The organism is Pseudomonas zhanjiangensis, from assembly GCF_041027545.1.
GTDB classification, from domain to species: domain Bacteria; phylum Pseudomonadota; class Gammaproteobacteria; order Pseudomonadales; family Pseudomonadaceae; genus Aquipseudomonas; species Aquipseudomonas zhanjiangensis.
The window spans coordinates 40,509-59,515 of sequence record NZ_JBFTEG010000004.1 but is presented as its reverse complement, the minus strand read 5'-3'; the positions used below and the strand labels follow the sequence as shown (position 1 = coordinate 59,515).

At 63.6% G+C, this 19,007-nt stretch carries 15 protein-coding genes; 3 read left to right on the top strand and 12 right to left on the bottom strand.

The window, feature by feature from the left end; all coding sequences use genetic code 11:
* Positions 1-8: 8 nt before the first annotated feature.
* The 4 genes from AB5S05_RS07255 to rpsU all read right to left on the bottom strand — a co-directional run bounded on the left by AB5S05_RS07255 (position 9) and on the right by rpsU (position 8,138).
* Complete coding sequence (locus AB5S05_RS07255) at positions 9-3,743, bottom strand: EAL domain-containing protein (RefSeq protein WP_369286832.1); 3,735 nt, start codon at positions 3,741-3,743, stop codon at positions 9-11.
* A 101-nt stretch (positions 3,744-3,844) separates the two neighbouring features.
* Positions 3,845-5,692, bottom strand: coding sequence for an RNA polymerase sigma factor RpoD (gene rpoD / locus AB5S05_RS07250; protein ID WP_369286831.1), 1,848 nt, complete (start codon positions 5,690-5,692; stop codon positions 3,845-3,847).
* 67 nt (positions 5,693-5,759) lie between these two features.
* Positions 5,760-7,745: a DNA primase gene (gene dnaG, locus AB5S05_RS07245; RefSeq protein WP_369286830.1), complete on the bottom strand. Its 1,986-nt coding sequence runs from the start codon at positions 7,743-7,745 to the stop codon at positions 5,760-5,762.
* A 177-nt stretch (positions 7,746-7,922) separates the two neighbouring features.
* Positions 7,923-8,138, bottom strand: coding sequence for a 30S ribosomal protein S21 (gene rpsU, locus AB5S05_RS07240; RefSeq protein WP_058068915.1), 216 nt, complete (start codon positions 8,136-8,138; stop codon positions 7,923-7,925).
* A 209-nt stretch (positions 8,139-8,347) separates the two neighbouring features.
* Between rpsU and tsaD the strand changes: the two genes are divergently transcribed.
* Entirely contained in the window at positions 8,348-9,379 is a 1,032-nt protein-coding gene (gene tsaD / locus AB5S05_RS07235; RefSeq protein ID WP_369286829.1) for a tRNA (adenosine(37)-N6)-threonylcarbamoyltransferase complex transferase subunit TsaD, read from the top strand.
* Between the two features lie 30 nt (positions 9,380-9,409).
* On the opposite strand, the gene plsY is transcribed toward tsaD, so the two are convergent.
* Positions 9,410-9,979 carry a glycerol-3-phosphate 1-O-acyltransferase PlsY gene (plsY, locus tag AB5S05_RS07230; RefSeq protein ID WP_369286828.1) on the bottom strand — a complete coding sequence of 190 codons (570 nt, stop codon included), beginning with the start codon at positions 9,977-9,979 and terminating at the stop codon, positions 9,410-9,412.
* A gap of 75 nt (positions 9,980-10,054) precedes the next feature.
* Between plsY and folB the strand changes: the two genes are divergently transcribed.
* Together folB and folK are read left to right on the top strand one after the other, a co-directional pair.
* On the top strand, positions 10,055-10,411 hold the full coding sequence (gene folB / locus AB5S05_RS07225) for a dihydroneopterin aldolase (RefSeq protein WP_369286827.1): 357 nt from the start codon (positions 10,055-10,057) through the stop codon (positions 10,409-10,411).
* Positions 10,402-10,941 (top strand): 2-amino-4-hydroxy-6-hydroxymethyldihydropteridine diphosphokinase, encoded by a 540-nt coding sequence (folK, locus tag AB5S05_RS07220; RefSeq protein WP_369286826.1) that lies wholly within the window; start codon positions 10,402-10,404, stop codon positions 10,939-10,941. Before folB ends, folK begins: the two co-directional genes overlap by 10 nt.
* Here the strand turns inward: folK and AB5S05_RS07215 are convergent.
* The 7 genes from AB5S05_RS07215 to apaG form a co-directional block, all read right to left on the bottom strand.
* Positions 10,935-12,182: a multifunctional CCA addition/repair protein gene (locus AB5S05_RS07215; RefSeq protein ID WP_369286825.1), complete on the bottom strand. Its 1,248-nt coding sequence runs from the start codon at positions 12,180-12,182 to the stop codon at positions 10,935-10,937. The genes folK and AB5S05_RS07215 overlap by 7 nt on opposite strands.
* A 145-nt stretch (positions 12,183-12,327) precedes the next feature.
* Entirely contained in the window at positions 12,328-13,908 is a 1,581-nt protein-coding gene (locus AB5S05_RS07210; RefSeq protein WP_369286824.1) for a SpoVR family protein, read from the bottom strand.
* On the bottom strand, positions 13,905-15,176 hold the full coding sequence (locus AB5S05_RS07205; protein ID WP_369286823.1) for a YeaH/YhbH family protein: 1,272 nt from the start codon (positions 15,174-15,176) through the stop codon (positions 13,905-13,907). Before AB5S05_RS07205 ends, AB5S05_RS07210 begins: the two co-directional genes overlap by 4 nt.
* 74 nt (positions 15,177-15,250) lie before the next feature.
* The gene (locus AB5S05_RS07200) at positions 15,251-17,173 is read right to left on the bottom strand and encodes a PrkA family serine protein kinase (RefSeq protein ID WP_369286822.1); all 1,923 of its coding nucleotides are present in this window, start codon (positions 17,171-17,173) and stop codon (positions 15,251-15,253) included.
* A 285-nt stretch (positions 17,174-17,458) separates the two neighbouring features.
* Positions 17,459-17,788 (bottom strand): thiosulfate sulfurtransferase GlpE, encoded by a 330-nt coding sequence (glpE, locus tag AB5S05_RS07195; RefSeq protein ID WP_369286821.1) that lies wholly within the window; start codon positions 17,786-17,788, stop codon positions 17,459-17,461.
* Positions 17,785-18,609 carry a symmetrical bis(5'-nucleosyl)-tetraphosphatase gene (locus AB5S05_RS07190; RefSeq protein WP_369286820.1) on the bottom strand — a complete coding sequence of 275 codons (825 nt, stop codon included), beginning with the start codon at positions 18,607-18,609 and terminating at the stop codon, positions 17,785-17,787. Before AB5S05_RS07190 ends, glpE begins: the two co-directional genes overlap by 4 nt.
* A complete protein-coding gene (gene apaG, locus AB5S05_RS07185) occupies positions 18,609-18,989 on the bottom strand; it encodes a Co2+/Mg2+ efflux facilitator ApaG/CorD (protein WP_369286819.1) in 381 nt (126 codons plus the stop codon). Before apaG ends, AB5S05_RS07190 begins: the two co-directional genes overlap by 1 nt.
* Between the last annotated feature and the right edge of the window lie 18 nt (positions 18,990-19,007).

Genomic DNA, 19,007 nt, shown 5'->3' with positions numbered 1-19,007 from the left:
CCGGCGGATTATACCGGCGCCTGCAGGGCGGCGCCAACCGAACGGGGCGATTCGAGGAATTTGTCGGCGAACGCCTGGGCCGTCAGCGGGCGGCTGACGACGTAACCCTGGATCTGTTCGCAGCCCTCGGCGGCGAGAAACAGTTCCTGCGCCTTGGTTTCCACGCCTTCGGCGATCACGGTCAGGCGCATGCTGCGGCCCAGGGCGATGATGGCGCGGGCGATGGCGACATCGTTGGGGTCGTCCGGCAGGCCGAGGACGAAGGAGCGATCGATTTTCAGGATGTCCAGGGGCAGGCGCTTGAGGTAGCTCAGCGAGGAGTAGCCGGTGCCGAAGTCGTCGATGGCCAGCTGCACGCCGAGGGCCTTGAGCTGGTGGAGGATGCCCAGGGCCTCTTCGGTCTGGTTCATGATGAAACCTTCGGTGATCTCTAGCTGCAGCAGGCTGGGGTCGAGGGCGTTGTCCGCGAGTAGGCCGGCGATGTAGTGGCGCAGGCGCGGCTGGCGCAGTTGCTCGCCGGCCAGGTTGACCGAGAGCGGGCCAAAGGGCGCATGCCGGGCTTGCCATTCGCGCATCTGCCGGCAGGCTTGCTGCAGGACCCAGTCGCCAATGGGCAGGATCAGCCCGGTTTCTTCGGCCAGGGGGATGAAGCGGTTGGGCGGGACCTCGCCGAAGCGCGGGTGGTGCCAGCGTAGCAGGGCTTCGGCGCCAATCAGCTGCTGGTTGGCCAGGCTCATCTTGGGTTGGTAGTACAGCTGCAGTTCGCCGCGTTCTTGGGCGCGGCGCAACTCATGCTCCAGGGCCACGCGCTCGGTGGCTTGAAACGTCAGGTCGCGGGTGTAGAGCTCCACTCGATTGCGGCCCTTGGCCTTGGAACGGTACATGGCCGCGTCGGCGTTTTTCACCAGGGTGGCGACGTCGACGCCATCCTTCGGATAGAGGCTGACGCCGATGCTGGCGCTGACGAAGAATTCATGGGCGTCGAGCTGGAAGGGCGGTGTGAAGCAGGCCAGTAGCTTGTTGGCGATCTGCTCTGCGTCGTCGGCCTGATGCAGGCCGGGCAGCAGGATGATGAATTCATCGCCCCCCAGGCGGGCAACGGTGTCGACGTCGCGCAGCCGCTCCTTGAGCCGCTGAGCGATGCCCTTGAGCAGTTGGTCGCCGACCGGATGGCCGAGGCTGTCGTTGATGTGCTTGAAACGGTCCAGGTCGAGGAAGAGCACGGCGCCCTGGCTCTGCTCTTCGCGGGCGTCTTCCAGGGCGTGGCGCAGTCGGGTTTCAAACAGGGTGCGGTTGGGCAGCCCGGTCAGGGGGTCGTGGTGGGCCTGGTGGTCGAGGCGCGCCTGAGCATGTTTCAGCGGGCTGATATCGGCGAACACGCCAACGAAATGGGTGATCTGATCCGCCTCGTTGCGCACGGCGCTGATGGTCAGCCACTCGGGGTAGAGCTCGCCGTTCTTGCGCCGGTTGCAGATCTCGCCTTGCCAGTGGCCTTGGTCCTCCAGTTGCCGCCACATGGCGTTGTAGAAGGCCTGGTCGTGTTGGTCCGAGGCGAGCAACTGGGGCGTCTGGCCGAGTGCCTCGGCTTCGCTGTAGCCGGTAATGCTGGTGAAGGCGCGATTGACCGCGACAATGCGCTTGTGCGGGTCGGTGATCAACACGCCCTCTGCGGTACTTTCGAAGACGGTGGCGGCCTGCTGGAGTTTCTCCTGCATGATCTGCCGTTCGGTGATGTCGCGGGCAATGGTCAGCAGGCAGGGCTGGTCGCCGATCGGCACCGGCTGGGCGGACAGTTCGCACAGGCGGGTGCGACCGTCGCGGGTGCGAATGAGGGCGACCTGGTCCCGCAAGCGGCCGTGCTGTTGGATTCGCTCGATCATCCGGGTGCGGTCGTCGGGATTGGCCCAGATGCCCAGCTCCAGAGTCGAGTGGCCAATGGCTTCTTGGCTGCTGTAGCCGGTGATCTGGCTGAACCCCTCGTTGACCTCGATCAGCTGGCCGTCGGCGATGCGGGTGATGAGCATGCCGTCGGGCGAGGCGTGGAAGGCCCTGGCGAACTTTTCTTCGGAGATCTGCAGCTGCTGCTGGGTGGCCTTGAGCTGGCTGATGTCGCGCATCACCAGCACCATCGCCGGCGTATGGTCGAGCCGGAACGCCTGAGCGGAGAGCAGCGCGGTGAACAGCGAACCGTCCCTGCGGCGCACGGGTATCTCCAGGTTGCGCAGGCTCTTGCCTCGCAGGTGTCGTTGCAGCATGGCGGCAACGCCGGGTGCGCCCCAGAGGTCGAGGGCGTCGCTGGTGTTGCCCAGCGCCTGAGCGACGGGGATACCGGTCTGTTGCTCGAAGGCGTTGTTGGCATCGAGCAAGCGGCCATCGGCTTGGCTGGCAATCAGCAGGATGTCCGGGCACTGCTGAAAAACCGAGGCGAACTTCTGCTCGGACAGGCGCAGCGCCTGTTCGGTCTGCTTGGCCTCGGTGATGTCGATCATCAGCCCGCGGATAATGGGTTGCTCGCCCAGATGCAGTTGGGTGGATAGCTCGCGGACCCAGATGCAGCGACCATCGAGCGCCAGCATGCGGTATTCGGCAATCTGGTCGGCGCCGTCGTGGCGCTGGGGGGCGTCGAGGTGCATGACCCGGTCGAGGTCGTCGGGGTGGATGGCGCGCTGACGAAAGCCCGGCTGCAGCCAGTCCTGCAAGGGGTAGCCCAGCAGCTTCTCGGCGTGGGGCGAGACATAGGAGTACACCGGCTTGCCCGGCGGGGCCTCCCAGGCGATGGCGGAGAGGCTCTCCACCAGGCTGCGGTAGTGCAGTTCGCTGCTGCGCAGTTCGTCCTCCAGCGCCTTGCGGCTGCGAATCTCGCTGCGCAGGCGCCTGTTGATGTGGCTGACTGTGGCGATGATGGTCATCAGCGCCAGCAGACTGGGCAAGCCATACAGCAGTATCTCCGGCCAGGGCATGCGCTTGTCCAGCACGTCGCCCACCCAGGGCTCGCGCAGGGCGGCGATTTCATCCGGGGTCAGCTCGGCGAAGAGCTTGTCGAGAATGCCGATCAGAGGCTCCTGGGCGTAGGGGGCGGCCATGGCCAGCTGGTAGCGGTAGGGCGTTTCGCCGCTGATCAGCAGGCCTTCCAGCTTGAGTTGGCGCTGGCTCCAGACGCTGGAGGCGAGGTCGCTGACGAAGGCGTCCACCTGGCCGGTGGCCAGCGCCTGCAGCGCGGCATTCACGCTGGGTAGCGGGGTCAGGGCCAGGTCGGGATGCTGCTGGCGCAACAGCTCGTGCGGCGCATAGCTGTCGACCACCGCGGTGCGCAGGCCATAGAGGTCGGCGAGGCGGTGCGGCTGCGGCCCGTTGCTGCGCGCCATGATGATGATCGGGAAATCCAGGTAGGGACGGGTGAACCGCAGGTAGGTCTGTCGCTGCGCCGTGCTCATCACGCCCGGCAGCAGGTCGAGCTGTCCCGCCTTGGCCTGGTTCAGCACTTCGCTCCAGCTACTGGGCTCGACGGGCTGCATGCGCACGCCGAGACGCTGCTCGATAAGGGCAATATAGTCGGCGGCGAGCCCTCGGTAGCGCCCTTGTTCGTCGCGGAACTCGAATGGTGGCCAGGACGCATCGACCCCGAGGCGAATCACGGGGTGTTCGCTCAGCCAGCGGCGTTCTTCTTCGTTGAGCGACAGGGCATGGCTCGAAACCGTCCAGCACGCCAGGCACAACAGCAAAATGGCCGACATCAGCGGCATGGCAGCCTCACTATGGCGGGGGCACAGTCCGAGTGTAGCCGGCGTTTATCGCTTCGATGGTGGCAAAGCAAAACCCCCGGTTTGGGCCGGGGGTTGTGTTGTCATTCGTCGAGGAATGAGCGCATGTGCTCGCTTCGCGTCGGGTGGCGCAGCTTGCGCAGCGCCTTGGCTTCGATCTGGCGAATCCGCTCGCGCGTCACATCGAACTGCTTGCCGACCTCCTCGAGGGTATGGTCGGTATTCATGTCGATGCCGAAGCGCATCCGCAGTACCTTGGCTTCACGTGCGGTGAGGCCTGCGAGTACTTCGCGGGTGGCTTCCTTGAGGCTTTCCACGGTCGCCACGTCGATCGGCGATTGCATGGTGGAGTCCTCGATGAAGTCGCCCAGGTGCGAGTCTTCGTCGTCGCCGATCGGCGTTTCCATGGAGATCGGCTCTTTGGCGATCTTCAATACCTTGCGGATCTTGTCCTCGGGCATTTCCATGCGCTCGCCCAGCTCTTCCGGGGTCGGTTCGCGACCCATTTCCTGGAGCATCTGCCGGGAAATGCGGTTGAGCTTGTTGATCGTCTCGATCATGTGCACCGGAATCCGGATGGTGCGCGCCTGGTCGGCGATCGAGCGGGTGATCGCCTGGCGAATCCACCAGGTGGCGTAGGTCGAGAACTTGTAGCCGCGGCGGTATTCGAACTTGTCCACCGCCTTCATCAGGCCGATGTTGCCTTCCTGGATCAGGTCGAGGAACTGCAGGCCGCGGTTGGTGTACTTCTTGGCGATGGAGATCACCAGGCGCAGGTTGGCCTCGACCATTTCCTTCTTCGCCCGACGTGCCTTGGCTTCGCCGATCGACATGCGCCGGTTGATGTCCTTGATCTCGGCCAGGGTCAGGTCGCACTCGGCTTCCAGGTCGGCCAGTTTCTGCTGGCAACGCTGGATCTCCGCCTGCAGGTTGCCGATGGCTTCGGCATACTTGGCCTTGCCCTTGGCCAGATCCACGGCCCAGTTGGGGTCGATCTCATTGCCGGGGAACAGGCGCAGGAAGTCGGCACGCGGCATGCGCGCATCCCGTACGCACAGCTGCATGATGGCCCGTTCCTGGGCGCGCAGGCGCTCCAGCGCGGCGCGTACATGCACCACCAGGGCGTCATACTGCTTGGGCACCAGCTTGATGGGCATGAACAGCACGGCCAGGTCGTTCAGTTCGGCGATGGCCTGTTTGCTGGAGCGGCCGTGCTTCTTCAGGGCCTTCTTGGCGGCTTCAAGTTGTTCGGCGATGGCGGTGAAGCGGCGCAGCGCTTCTTCCGGGTCGGGACCGCCGTCGCCTTCTTCCTCTTCGTCGTCGCTGTCGTCCTCGTCCTCGTCGTCGCTGTCGTCAGCGGCGGCGGCGCCATCCTTGGTCGGGACCGGCGCGGCGGCCTCGGCGGGCACGCTGCCGTCGTCCGGGTCGATATAGCCGTTGAGGACTTCGACCAGGCGGCCACCTTCGGTGGTGACGCGGTTGTATTCGGCGAGGATGCTGTCGACGGTACCGGGGAAGTGGGCGATGGCGCCCATGACTTCACGAATGCCTTCCTCGATGCGCTTGGCGATTTCGATCTCGCCTTCGCGGGTCAGCAGTTCCACCGTGCCCATTTCGCGCATGTACATGCGCACCGGGTCAGTGGTGCGGCCGATATCGGTTTCAACGGCGGCGAGTGCAGCGGCAGCTTCTTCGGCGGCGGCTTCGTCGGTGTCGGCTTCGGCCAACAACAGGGCGTCCGCATCCGGAGCACTCTCGAATACGTTGATCCCCATGTCGTTGATCATGCGGATGATGTCTTCCACCTGTTCCGGGTCGGAAATATCCTCCGGCAGGTGGTCATTGACCTCCGCGTAAGTCAGGTAACCCTGCTCACGACCACGGCTGATCAATTCTTTCAAACGAGACTGCTGTTGCGCTTTTCCGGACATAACACCCTATCCACTGAAGGTCTTGGCGGGCTAAAAACAAGCCGAGGATTATACCTCAGGTTAGCTTTCAGGCGCCAGTTGAGCTCTTGTCGCTCGGGGAGGAGGGGAGGCTGTAGTGCTCTCTCAATAGAGCCTTTTCCTCGGCGGTTAGTTCGCTTGGGCTCTTGTGCAGGATGCTACGCAGTGCCTGTTCACGTCGCCTTTGTGACTGGTTGTCTGCAAGTGTAGTAATGGTGTCGAAAAACTGCCGTTCAAGGTTGGTTTGATCGATCAGCCATTCCTTTTCCGCCAGGGCCCGCAGCAGGCGCCCCTGTTCGGTGCCGTGCCAGCGTGCGATCAGCTGCAGGGAGCGCAGTTTGGGATTCTTCTGCAGGGCGCCGAGCAGGGCGACCAGCAGCTGTGCGTAGGTATCGTCTTCGGCGGCGAAGTGACTGACGTCTTCGACTTTCTGTGCCAGTTCCGGGTGATGCAGCAGGCTGCGCAAGGCGCTCAGGTGCGGCGATTCGACGCTGACGGCGGTGCGAGGCGGGAAGTCGTCGCGATCGCGCTTGCTCCATTTGCCGCCTTCTTTCTTCCAGGCGCCCTTGCCCTTCGCCTTGTGCTTGCCGCTCGCCTCGAAGTGCTGTGGTGGGGCGGGCTGCGGGTAAACCTCGTAATGGGGGGCGGCTTCATAGTAGGCGCTGTCGGGAATGTCGTGATAATCCGGCAGTTCGCTCGCCGTGCTGGCGGATGGCGGTGCGCTGGGTCTGCTGGCGGCGGCCTGGGCTGGTGTTTCGCTGTTGAGGCCGGTGATTTCGCCGAGGCGCTGGTGCATCAGGGTGCGCAAGTTGGTGCCGGGGATCTTGTCGATCAAGGGAGCGGCCAGGGTCATCAAGTGGGCCTTGCCTTCCAGTGAGCGCGGGTCGGCTTCCTCGCTGAGTTGCTGGAAGAAATAGTCGGCCAATGGCTGTGCCTGCTGAACGATACGGGCGCGGAAGGCCTCGGTGCCTTCGCTGCGCACCAGGCTGTCCGGGTCTTCGCCGTCCGGCAGGAACAGGAAGCGGGCGCGGCGTCCGTCCTGCAGGCTGGGCAGGGTTGCCTCCAGTGCGCGCCAAGCGGCGTTGCGCCCGGCGGCATCGCCATCGAAGCAGAACAGTACGCTGGGCACGATGCGAAACAGGCGCTTGAGGTGTTCTTCGCTGGTGGCGGTGCCGAGGGTGGCGACAGCATTGCGCAGGCCCTGCTGGGCCAGGGCGATAACGTCCATGTAGCCCTCGACCACCATGATTTCTTCGAGGTCGCGGTTGTGCTTGCGGGCCTCGAACAGGCCATAAAGCTCCTGGCCCTTGTGGAAAACCGGGGTCTCCGGGGAGTTCAGGTATTTCGGCTTGTCGTCGCCGAGTACTCGGCCGCCGAAGGCGATTACCCGGCCGCGGCTGTCGCGGATCGGGAAGATCACCCGGTCGCGGAAGCGGTCATAGCGCTTGCCGCTGTCGGTATTCTCGACCAGCAATCCGGCGTCGATCATCGCTTTCAGTTGCAGGCTGTCACCGGCCAGGTGCTTGAGCAGGTTATCCCAGCCTGGCGGGGCGAAGCCGAGGCCGAAGTCGCGGGCGATTTCCCCGGACAGGCCGCGGCCTTTCAGGTAGTCCACCGCGGCTCTGCGTTGCGGGTGGCTCTTCAGGGCCTGGCGGTAGAACTCGGCGGCGGCGCTCAGCAGTGGGTACAGCGGCGAGTCCGTGGGCTGGCGCGGTTTGCTGCTGCGGCCACCCTCTTCGCGTGGCACCTCCATGCCGGCGCGCTTGGCCAGGTCTTCGACCGCCTGGGGGAAATCCAGTTGGTCGTGGTCCATGACGAAGCCCAGGGCGTTGCCGCCGGCGCCGCAGCCGAAGCAGTAATAGAACTGCTTGTCGGGGCTGACGCTGAAGGAGGGGGTCTTTTCTTTGTGGAAGGGGCAGCAGGCGGTGTAGTTCTTGCCGGCCTTTTTCAGCTGGATGCGCGAGGCGACCACGTCGACGATGTCGGTGCGGTTGAGCAGGTCATCGATAAAGGACTGCGGGATCAGGCCGGCCATAGGCGTTCACAATACTGCCGTGCGGAGCGGCTTGGTAGCGGCGCGCGGAAACGAGAGAACTCCGAACATTCGCCGAGCGAGCGAAGCGGAGTGGTGGTGGTTGCCGAGAGCGGGCTGTAACAACAACGCCCGGCGAGGGCCGGGCGCTGTTTGCTGCGGCGAAGCAGTCGGTACTTGTTAGTACAGACGCACGCTGCGGCGCTGTTCGCGCTGAACTTTCTTGGCGTGGCGCTTAACTGCAGCTGCTGCTTTGCGCTTGCGCTCGGCAGTCGGCTTTTCGTAGAACTCACGGCTACGAACTTCGGCCAGAATACCGGCCTTTTCACAGGAGCGCTTGAAGCGACGCAGGGCTACGTCGAAGGGTTCGTTCTCTTTAACTTTGACGGCTGGCATCCAGGGCGTACCTTCGTTTAATACGGGGTGGTAACGTACTCCCGGCAAATGGCGCTGGAGAACGTAGGTTTTTAAGGGTTGCGGATGTTACCGTTTCGCCGCGCGGAATGCAAAGCCTCTGATCGAAAAGCGCTGGTCTGTGCATGTCGGCGCCTATTATCATGCGCGCCTTCGAGACACGCCCCCCCCTTTGATCAAGGCGCTACCCCATGTTGGTACTGGGACTGGAAACCTCCTGCGACGAAACCGGCGTCGCACTCTACCACAGCGAGCGCGGCCTGCTGGCCGATGCGCTGTTCAGCCAGATCGATCTGCACTGGGTCTACGGCGGGGTGGTGCCCGAGTTGGCCTCGCGTGATCACGTCAAGCGCATGCTGCCACTGATTCGCCAGGTGCTGGCACAGGCCGGCTGCGTGCCCACCGATATCGAGGCGATTGCCTATACCGCCGGTCCCGGGCTGGTCGGTGCGCTGCTGGTCGGTGCGTCCTGCGCCCAGGCGCTGGCCTTTGCCTGGGGGATTCCGGCCCTGGGCGTGCACCATATGGAAGGTCACTTACTGGCGCCGATGTTGGAGGCGCAGCCGCCGTCTTTTCCTTTCGTCGCCCTGCTGGTCTCCGGTGGCCATACCCAGTTGGTTCGGGTCGATGGCATCGGCCGCTATCAGCTGCTCGGCGAGTCGCTCGACGATGCTGCGGGCGAGGCCTTCGACAAGACCGCCAAGCTGATGGGGCTGAGATACCCGGGCGGCCCGGAAATCGCCCGCCTGGCAGAAAAGGGTGTCCCGGGGCGCTTCACCTTCCCGCGGCCAATGACCGATCGTCCGGGCCTGGATTTCAGTTTCAGCGGGCTGAAGACCTTCACCCTCAATACCTGGCAGCAATGCCAGGCCGCTGGCGATGACAGCGAGCAGACAAAATGCGACATCGCCCTGGCATTTCAGCAGGCGGTGGTCGATACCCTGACGATAAAGTGCCGCCGGGCGCTCAAGCAGACCGGCTTGAACAGCCTGGTGATCGCCGGTGGGGTCAGTGCCAACAAGGCCTTGCGCGAGTCGCTGGAGCACATGCTCGGCAGCGTGCAGGGGCGAGTGTTCTATGCGCGTCCGGCCTTCTGCACCGACAATGGCGCAATGATCGCCTACGCTGGTTGCCAGCGGTTGCTGGCGGGCCAGCACGAGGGCTTGAGCATTGCCGTGCAGGCGCGCTGGTCCATGGAGACCTTGCCGGCGTTGCGGGGCTGAGCCTCGGGACCTGGCGTCTGCAAGATTTAGTTAGAAGTGACGTTCACGACCAGCGGAAAGATCGCGTAAATTGCCGCGATGGCGCCAGGCGATGAGACCTGTCAGCACGCTCATCGGTAGCAGGGCGGCAGGTTGTTGCCAGGCCAGCAGCGGCAGGGTCAGGGGCGTGGCGATCAGCGCTGCCAGGGAGCTGGTGCGGGTCATGCTGAAGGTCAGCAGCCAAGCGCCGAGTGCCAGCAGTGCCGCTGGCGGATAGACGCCCAGGAGCATGCCGGCGGCGGTGGCGACACCCTTGCCGCCGCGCAGGCGGAAGTATAGTGGGTAGAGGTGGCCGACGACGGCGGCCAGGCCGACCCAGGCTTGCTCTTGCAGGCTGAGGCCGCTCAGCTGGGCGATCAGCACCGGCAGCAGGCCCTTGAGTAGGTCGCCGAGCAGGGTGAGTATGGCCAGGCGCCTGCCGGCGACCCGCAGCATATTGGTTGCCCCCGGGTTGCCCGAGCCGCTGATGCGTGGATCGGGGCCTCCGGCCAGGCGGCTAAGCAGGATGGCGAAGGACAACGAGCCGAGCAGGTAAGCGAGGAGCGCCAGCAGCCAAAACATGGTATCCATTCCTGGACGGGGGATGCCTCGATTCTAACTAGGTGCGGCAGCCTTGTCGTGCCGTGGAGAGCGTGCTTGGACACAGTCTTTATCGAAGGTCTGGAAGTCGATACGGTAATTGGCGCCTACGACTGGGAGCGCACCATTCGTCAGTGCTTGCGCCTGGACCTTTGGCTGGGCTGGGACATTCGCCCGGCCGCGGCGGGCGACGACCTGAGCAAGGCGCTCGACTACGCCGCGGTAGCGGCCCGGGTCCAGAACTTCGCTGGCGAGTCGCAATTCATCCTGGTGGAGACCTTTGCCGAGCGCCTGGCCGAGGTGTTGATGGGCGAGTTCCAGATTCCCTGGCTGCGCCTCAAGCTGACCAAGCCCGGCGCAGTGCCGGCCGCCATCGGTGGCGTCGGTGTGGAGATCGAGCGCGGATGTCGCTAACGCCGGTTGTGCTGGGGCTGGGCAGCAATGTCGAGCGTGAGGACCATTTGCGCGCCGGGCTCGAGGCGTTGGCCGCGATCCTCCAGGATATGCGCTGCTCGCCGGTGGTGGAGAGCCGGGCAGTGGGTATCAAGAGTGGTCCCTTTCTCAATCTGGTGGTGGCCGGGTTTACCGCGCTGCCGCTGGGCGAGCTGGATCGCCGGCTGAAGTTCATCGAAGCGGACAACGGCCGCTATGCACCTGACCGCAAGGGGCTGCCGCTGGATATCGACGTGCTGCTGTTCGATGACTTGGTAGGTAACTTCGACGGGCTGGTGCTGCCACGCGCCGAAATCCTGAAAAATGCCTTCGTCCTGTGGCCATTGGCTCAGCTGCTGCCGGACAGTCTGCACCCGCTCGAGCGCCGTCGCTTCGCCGAACTCTGGCACGATGCGCGGATCGACCAGCAGTTGTGGCCGGTGGCTTTCCAGTGGCGTGGCGTCGAGCTGACCCCGGTCGAGTTGATCCAGCGCTCGCCGGATCTTCAGTGACCGGGTGACACCGCTGCTGCGGCGTTGGCCTTGTAGGCCTTGAGCGCTGCGAGGCGTTCTCGCTTGAGTGCTTCGCCCAGTTCTGCCCCGCTGAACCCCTGCTCCAGCAACGGCTGCACCGCGACTGCGCGGGCTGCCGCGAGGGCGCCGCGCAGGTAGTCGGCCTGGGGGTAGGTGCGTTGCTCCAGGCCCTCGCGGCCGCGGGCATCCATTTCGCAGGCCGCGATGAATTCCTCGAAGCGCTGTGGGCGCCGGTAGGCGTCGAGGCTTTGCAGCAGGTCGAGCAGGGTGGAGGCCTTCAGTTCCAGGGCGCGATGCCCGTGGGTGTGGTACTCGCCGACCAGCAGAGCCAGCTCCTGGCAATCCCGGGGGGGCTTGCAGCGCTGGTTCACCGCGCGTATCAGTTTCAGACCACGACGTTCGTGAGCGATATGTCTGGGCCAATCACCCGGGTCGGTCAGGCCTTTGCCAAGGTCATGCAGCAGGCAGGCCCAGCGTACCGGCAGCGGCTGCCGATGTTCGGCGCATTGGCGCAACACGCCGAGGATGTGCGCACCGGTATCGATTTCCGGGTGGTGGGCTGGCGGTTGCGGTACGCCGAACAAGGCATCGACTTCCGGCAGCAGGGCGGCAAGCGCGCCGCAGTCGCGCAGCACCTGGATGAAAACGTCGGGACGTGGCTCCAGCAGCGCCCTGGAAATTTCCTTCCAGCTGCGTTCGGGGCTCAGAGCGTCCAGCTCGCCAGACGCACTGAGCTGGCTCATCAGCGCCAGGGTCTCGCTGGCCACGCTAAAGCCCAGCGGCGCATAACGGGCTGCGAAGCGGGCGACCCGCAGCACCCGCAGCGGGTCTTCGGCGAAGGCCGGGGAAATGTGGCGCAGGATCCTGGCCTGCAAGTCACGCTGGCCGCCATAGGGATCGATCAGCTGGCCCTCGGCGTCTTCGGCCATGGCATTGACCGTCAGGTCGCGACGGATCAGGTCCTGCTCGAGGGTGACGTCCGGGCTGGCGTAGAAGGTAAAGCCGCCGTAGCCGCGGCCGCTCTTGCGCTCCGTGCGCGCCAGGGCATACTCCTCGCCGGTCTGCGGGTGGAGAAAGACCGGGAAGTCTGCCCCCACCGGACGATAGCCCAGCGCTTGCATCTGTTCGGCCGTGGCCCCGACCACGACCCAGTCGACTTCATTGACCGGTTGCCCCAACAAGCGGTCGCGCACGGCGCCGCCCACTTTGAAAATCTGCATGACTACCTCCGTTGCCGCAGAGGATAGCGGTTGCGGGGCGCGGGGGGAAAAGCCTTGTCGTGGAAATGAGCCGGTGCGCCGCAATGGGCGTGCAGCCGCCGCCCGTTGCTCCGGGCGGTGGCGCTGTACCTAGGGCGTCAGTCGCTCAGATGGGCGGAATCACCAGGTCGAGTCGAGGGTAGTCGCCGTCGGGGTCGGTATCGCTCCTGGGCGGTACGTGCTGGGTATCGATCAGCTTGTCGCCCTGCATGGTCTCGAGGTGGATGTCGAAACCCCAGAGCCGATGCAGGTGTTTCATCACCTCTTCGGTAGAACTGCCCAGCGGTTTGCGGTCATGCTGCTGGTGGCGCAGGGTCAGCGAGCGGTCGCCGCGACGGTCGATGCTCCAGATCTGCACATTGGGCTCGCGGTTGCCGAGGTTGTACTGTGCGGCGAGGTTCTCGCGGATCACGCGGTAGCCTGCTTCGTCGTGGATGGCGGGCACCAGCAGCTCGTCCTTCTGATCGTCGTCGAGGATGCTGAACAGCTTGAGGTCGCGGATCACCTTGGGCGAGAGGTACTGCAGGATGAAGCTCTCGTCCTTGAAGCTGTTCATCGCGAACTTCAGCGTACTCAACCAGTCGCTGCCGGCGATATCGGGGAACCAGCGTCGGTCCTCCTCGGTGGGCTCCTCGCAGATCCGGCGGATATCGCGGTACATGGCGAACCCCAGGGTGTAGGGGTTGATACCGCTGTAGTAGGGGCTGTCGAAGGGCGGTTGGTAGATCACGCTGGTGTGGGACTGGAGAAACTCCATCATGAAGCCGTCGGTGACCAGGCCCTCGTCGTAGAGGTCGTTCATCAGCGTGTAGTGCCAGAAACAGGCCCAGCCCTCGTTCATCACCTGGGTCTGGCGCTGCGGGTAGAAGTACTGGGCGATCTTGCGCACGATGCGGATCACCTCGCGCTGCCAGGGCTCGAGCAGCGGCGCGTGTTTTTCCAGAAAGTACAGGATGTTCTCCTGGGGCTCCGACGGGAAGCGCTTGTCGTCCTGGTCGCCGCGTTTGCCGCTGCTCTTGGGGATGGTTCGCCAGAGATCGTTGATCTGCCGCTGCAGGTGTTCTTCGCGCTCCTTCTGCCGGCGCCGCTCTTCCTCCGCGGAGATCGGATAGGGGCGCTTGTAGCGGTCTACCCCGTAGTTCATCAGCGCATGGCAGGAGTCCAGCAGATCCTCCACGGCATCGATACCGTGACGCTCCTCGCACTGGGTGATGTACTGCTTGGCGAATACCAGGTAGTCGATGATCGAGCTGGCATCGGTCCAGGTGCGGAACAGGTAGTTGCCCTTGAAGAAGCTGTTGTGGCCGTAGCAGGCGTGGGCCACCACCAATGCCTGCATGCACATGGTGTTCTCTTCCATCAGGTAGGCGATGCAGGGATCGGAGTTGATCACGATCTCGTAGGCCAGGCCCATCTGTCCGCGCTTGTAGCCCTTCTCGGTACTGAGGAAGTGCTTACCATAGGACCAGTGGTGATAGCCCAGGGGCATGCCGACCGAGGCATAGGCGTCCATCATCTGCTCGGCGGTGATCACCTCGATCTGGTTCGGGTAGGTATCCAGGGCATAGCGCTCGGCAATCCGGGCGATCTCGCGGTCGTAGGCGCGGATCAGCTCGAAGGTCCATTCCGAGCCGGTGGACAGCGGTTGGCGCTTCTTCTCGCTGCTGGCGTCGTCATAAGGCGTCATGTCGATAGCCTCCGCTGGAACAGTTCGCGGAATACCGGGTAGATGTCCGCCGCCGAGACCAGCTGTTGCTGGGCGAAGGTGTCGGCGAACGTCTCGCAGACCTGCTCATACTCGTACCACAGTGCCTGATGTTCGCGCGGGGTAATCTCCACGTAGGTGAAGTACTGCACGTAGGGCATGATCTGCTTGATCAATATATCCCGGCAGATCGGCGAATCGTCATTCCAGTTGTCGCCATCCGACGCCTGGGCGGCATAGATATTCCATTCGTTGATCGGGTAGCGCTCGGCCATGATCTCCTGCATCAGCTTGAGCGCGCTGGAGACGATGGTGCCGCCGGTCTCGCGGGAATAGAAGAACTCTTCCTCGTCCACCTCCTTGGCGCTGGTATGGTGGCGGATGAATACCACGTCGATCTTGTCGTAGTTCCGCTTGAGGAACAGGTACAGGAGGATGAAGAAGCGCTTGGCGATATCCTTGGTGGCCTGGGTCATGGACCCCGAGACGTCCATCAGGCAGAACATCACCGCCTTGGAGCTGGGGTTGGGTTGCTTGACCAGCAGGTTGTACTTGAGATCGAAGGTGTCGAGGAAGGGCACCCGGTGAATGCGCGCATGCAGCTTGTCGATTTCCTCCTCCAGCCGCTGTATGTCTCCGAAATTATCCGGCTCCTCGCGCTTGAGACGCTCCAGTTCGAGCTTCGCCTCTTTCAGCTTGGCCCGGCTGCTGCCGGACAGGGCGATGCGCCGTGCGTGGGCCGAACGCAGGGTGCGAACGATATTGATGCGTGACGGGTTGCCTTCGTTGCTGATCCCGGCGCGTACCGTCTTGAAGGTGTCGGCGCCGGTCAGGTGACGCTTGACCAGGTTCGGCAGTTCGAGGTCCTCGAACATGAAGTCGAGAAATTCTTCCTGGGTGATCTGGAAGACGAACTCGTCCATGCCCTCGCCGGTATTGCTGGCCTTGCCAGCGCCGCGACCGGCTCCGCCGCCCTGGGGGCGCGGGATGCGCTCGCCGGCGGTGAATTCCTTGTTGCCTGGGTGGACGATGGTCTGCCGACCGCCGCGGCCGTGATGAAGAACCGGCTCGTCGATGTCGCGGCCGGGGATGCTGATCTGTTCGCCATGCTCCATGTCGGTGATGGAGCGCCGGCTCACGGCTTCCTCCACCGCCTTCTTGATGTGCTCACGGTAACGCCGCAAGAAGCGCTGGCGGTTGACCGTGCTCTTGTTCTTGCCATTCAGACGTCGATCGATCACATAACTCATACGCGCCCTCCGGGCTCGGCGGGAGACCTCGGCGGGCGGCGGCGCCGCCCACTGCATGCCTCGGCCTGCTCAGCTTACTGCGACTTCCTGACCCGCAGATACCACTCGGACAGCAGGCGTACCTGCTTCTCGGTATAACCACGCTCGACCATGCGCTTGACGAAGTCGTTGTGCTTCTGCTGATCCTCCTTGCTGCCTTTGGCGTTGAAACTGATGACCGGAAGCAGGTCTTCGGTGTTGGAGAACATCTTCTTCTCGATCACCACGCGCAGCTTCTCGTAGCTGAGCCAGGTCGGATTCTTGCCGTTGTTGTTGGCCCGGGCGCGCAGGACGAAGTTGACGATCTCGTTGCGGAAATCCTTCGGGTTGCTGATCCCGGCCGGTTTCTCGATCTTCTCCAGTTCCTCGTTGAGGGCCACGCGGTTGAGGATCTCGCCGGTTTCCGGGTCGCGGTATTCCTGATCCTGAATCCAGAAGTCGGCGTACAGCACATAGCGGTCGAAGATGTTCTGGCCGTACTCGCTGTAGGACTCCAGGTAGGCGGTCTGGATTTCCTTGCCGATGAACTCGATGTAGCGCGGCGCCAGGTATTCCTTGATGAAGCGCAGGTAGCGCTCGCGCGCTTCGCTGGGGAATTGTTCCTGCTCGATCTGCTGCTCCAGCACATAGAGCAGGTGAACCGGGTTGGCGGCGACTTCGTGGGGGTCGAAGTTGAACACCTTGGAGAGGATCTTGAAGGCGAAGCGCGTCGATAGGCCGTTCATGCCTTCGTCCACCCCGGCGTTGTCGCGGTATTCCTGAATCGACTTGGCCTTGGGGTCGGTGTCCTTGAGGTTCTCGCCATCGTAGACCCGCATCTTCGAGTAGATGTTCGAGTTTTCCGGCTCCTTCAGGCGGCTGAGCACGGAGAACTGGGCCAGCATCTTCAGCGTGTCTGGTGCGCAATGGGCGTTGGCGAGCGAGCTGTTGGCGAGGAGCTTCTCGTAGATCTTGATCTCGTCGGTGACGCGCACGCAGTAAGGCACCTTGACGATATAGATGCGGTCGATGAACGCCTCGTTGTTCTTGTTGTTGCGGAAGTTGTGCCATTCCGACTCGTTGGAGTGGGCCAGCAGAATGCCGCTGTAGGGAATCGCGCCGAGTCCCTCGGTGCTGTTGTAGTTGCCTTCTTGGGTCGCGGTCAGCAACGGGTGCAGCACCTTGATGGGGGCCTTGAACATCTCGACGAATTCCATCAGACCCTGGTTGGCGCGGCACAGGGCGCCGGAGTAGCTGTAGGCGTCGGCGTCGTTCTGCGGAAACTCCTCCAGCTTGCGAATATCGACCTTGCCGACCAGGGAGGAAATGTCCTGGTTGTTCTCATCGCCCGGTTCGGTCTTGGCGATACCGATCTGATTGAGGATCGAGGGGTAGAGCTTGACCACGCGGAACTGGCTGATATCGCCGCCGAATTCGGCCAGGCGCTTGGTCGCCCAGGGCGACATGATGCTGTTCAGGTAGCGCAGCGGGATGCCGTATTCCTCCTCGAGGATCGCGCCGTCCTCGGCGGCGTTGAACAGGCCGAGCGGCGACTCGAAGACCGGCGAGCCCTTGATGGCATAGAAGGGGACCTTTTCCATCAGTTGCTTGAGCTTTTCCGCCAGTGACGACTTGCCGCCACCGACCGGGCCCAGCAGGTAGAGGATCTGCTTTTTCTCTTCCAGGCCCTGGGCGGCGTGGCGGAAGTAGGAGACGATCTGGTCGATGCACTCTTCCATGCCGTGGAAGTCGGCAAAGGCCGGATAGCGACGAATCACCTTGTTGGAGAAGATTCGCGACAGCCGAGGGTTGGTCGAGGTGTCGAGCAGTTCCGGTTCACCGATCGCCAACAGCAGGCGCTCTGAGGCGCTGGCATAGGCGCTACGATCCTGCTTGCACAGCTCAAGGTACTCCTGGAGGGAGAGTTCCTCCTGGCGGGTCGCCTCGAACCTTTGTTGGAAGTGACTGAAAATACTCATTGGCTGCACCTCGCTCGCTGCTTGGAGCCGGCAGGGCATCGGTCGTGCGGGTGCTGGTGATCGGCTGACATGTCAGCCAAGGAAACGTCCCCCAGAACACCTAAAGGTCTTACCGATGGCCCGGACGCCGGCTGGCCGGCTTTACCCTTAATTTTGGATGGCCTGAGCTAAAGGATAGTTCGGAATCGGCAACGTCAAGGAGCGGTGAACGATAACAGGATATTACCGCTCACTAGGGCAGGCTGGCAGGCCAGGCCTGCTGCGGCCTGGCAACCAATCGAAATTTTATTCGGCCGGCGTTTGCGCGGTTTCGTCCGGGAAGGTGGTGCGCCACAGCTCGAAACCGCCGTTCAGGCTGTAGACCTCGGAAAAGCCCTGGCCGACCAGGTAGGCGGCCGCGCCCTGGCTGGAATTGCCATGGTAGCAGGTGACGATCAGTGGCTGGTCGAGGTCGGCACGGGCGATGAAATCATGCAGCGAGTGGTTGTCCAGGTGCTGCGAGCCGCTGATATGGCCGGCGGCGAAGCTCTGCGGGTCGCGGATATCGACCACGACGGCGCCGCGAGTGCGCAGTGTCTGTGCCTGTTCGGGGGAAATGCGTTGGAAGTCGCTCATGCGGGGGCCTCGTTGCAGTCGCAGCGGTGGTACTCGCCACTGTCGATGTTCAATAGGGTCATTTCGCCGCCCCACACGCAGCCGGTATCCAGGGCGTGCAGTCCGGGCTCTTCACAGTGGCCCTGCAGCGCCGCCCAATGGCCGAAAATGATCTTCTGCCCGCGGGTCTTGCGCTGACTGTGGCTGAACCAGGGCGCATAACCGGGGGGAGCGCTGCCCAGGCCTTCCTTGCTTTTCAGGTCGAGCGTGCCGTCGGCAGTGCAAAAGCGCAGGCGGGTGAGGTAGTTGGTGATCACGCGCAGGCGCGGGATGCCGTGCAGGTTTTCGTCCCACCTAGCCGGTTCGTTGCCGTACATGCCGTCGAGGAACAGCGGCAGGCGCGTGTCGTCGAGCAGTACTTGCTCGACCTCGGCAGCGTAGCCGAGCGCCTTGTCCAGCGACCACTGCGGTGGGATGCCCGCGTGCACCATGGCGATGTCGCGCTCGGCGTCATGGTGCAGCAGCTTTTGCCGGCGCAGCCAGTCGAGCAGCTCGTCGCGGTCCGGAGCCTGAAGAATCTCCATCAGGGTATCGGATTTCTTCAGGCGCTCGATGTTGTGGGCAACGGCCAGCAGGTGCAGGTCATGGTTGCCCAGCACGCAGGTCACCGCATCGCGCATGCCATAGAGCAGGCGCAGGGTGCCCAGGGAGTCGGGTCCTCGGTTGACCAGGTCGCCGACCAGCCACAGGCGGTCCCTGCTCGGGTCGAAAGCGACCCGCCGCAGCAGGCACTGCAGGGGCGCCAGGCAGCCTTGCAGGTCGCCAACAGCATAGGTGGCCATCAGTGCAAGGCGCCAGGAACGGCCAGGCGAAAGGGCGCGATGACGGCATCGAAGTGCTCGCCGTCATCGGCCAGCATCTCGTAGCTGCCTTGCATGGTGCCGACCTGGGTGGCCATGAGGGTGCCGCTGCTGTAGGTGTGACTGGCACCGGGTTCGATCAGTGGCTGCTGGCCGACCACGCCGGCGCCGCGGACCTCCTGGACGCGGCCGTTGCCGTCGGTGATCAACCAGTGCCGCGAGAGCAGCTTGGCCGGCAACTGGCCGTTGTTGACGATGGTCACGGTGTAGGCGAAGGCGAAGCGGTCCTGCTCCGGCTGCGACTGCTCCGGTAGGTAGCGGGTGGCGACGCTGACGTCGACCTGGTAGCGAGAATCGGACATGCACACACACTCGGTAAG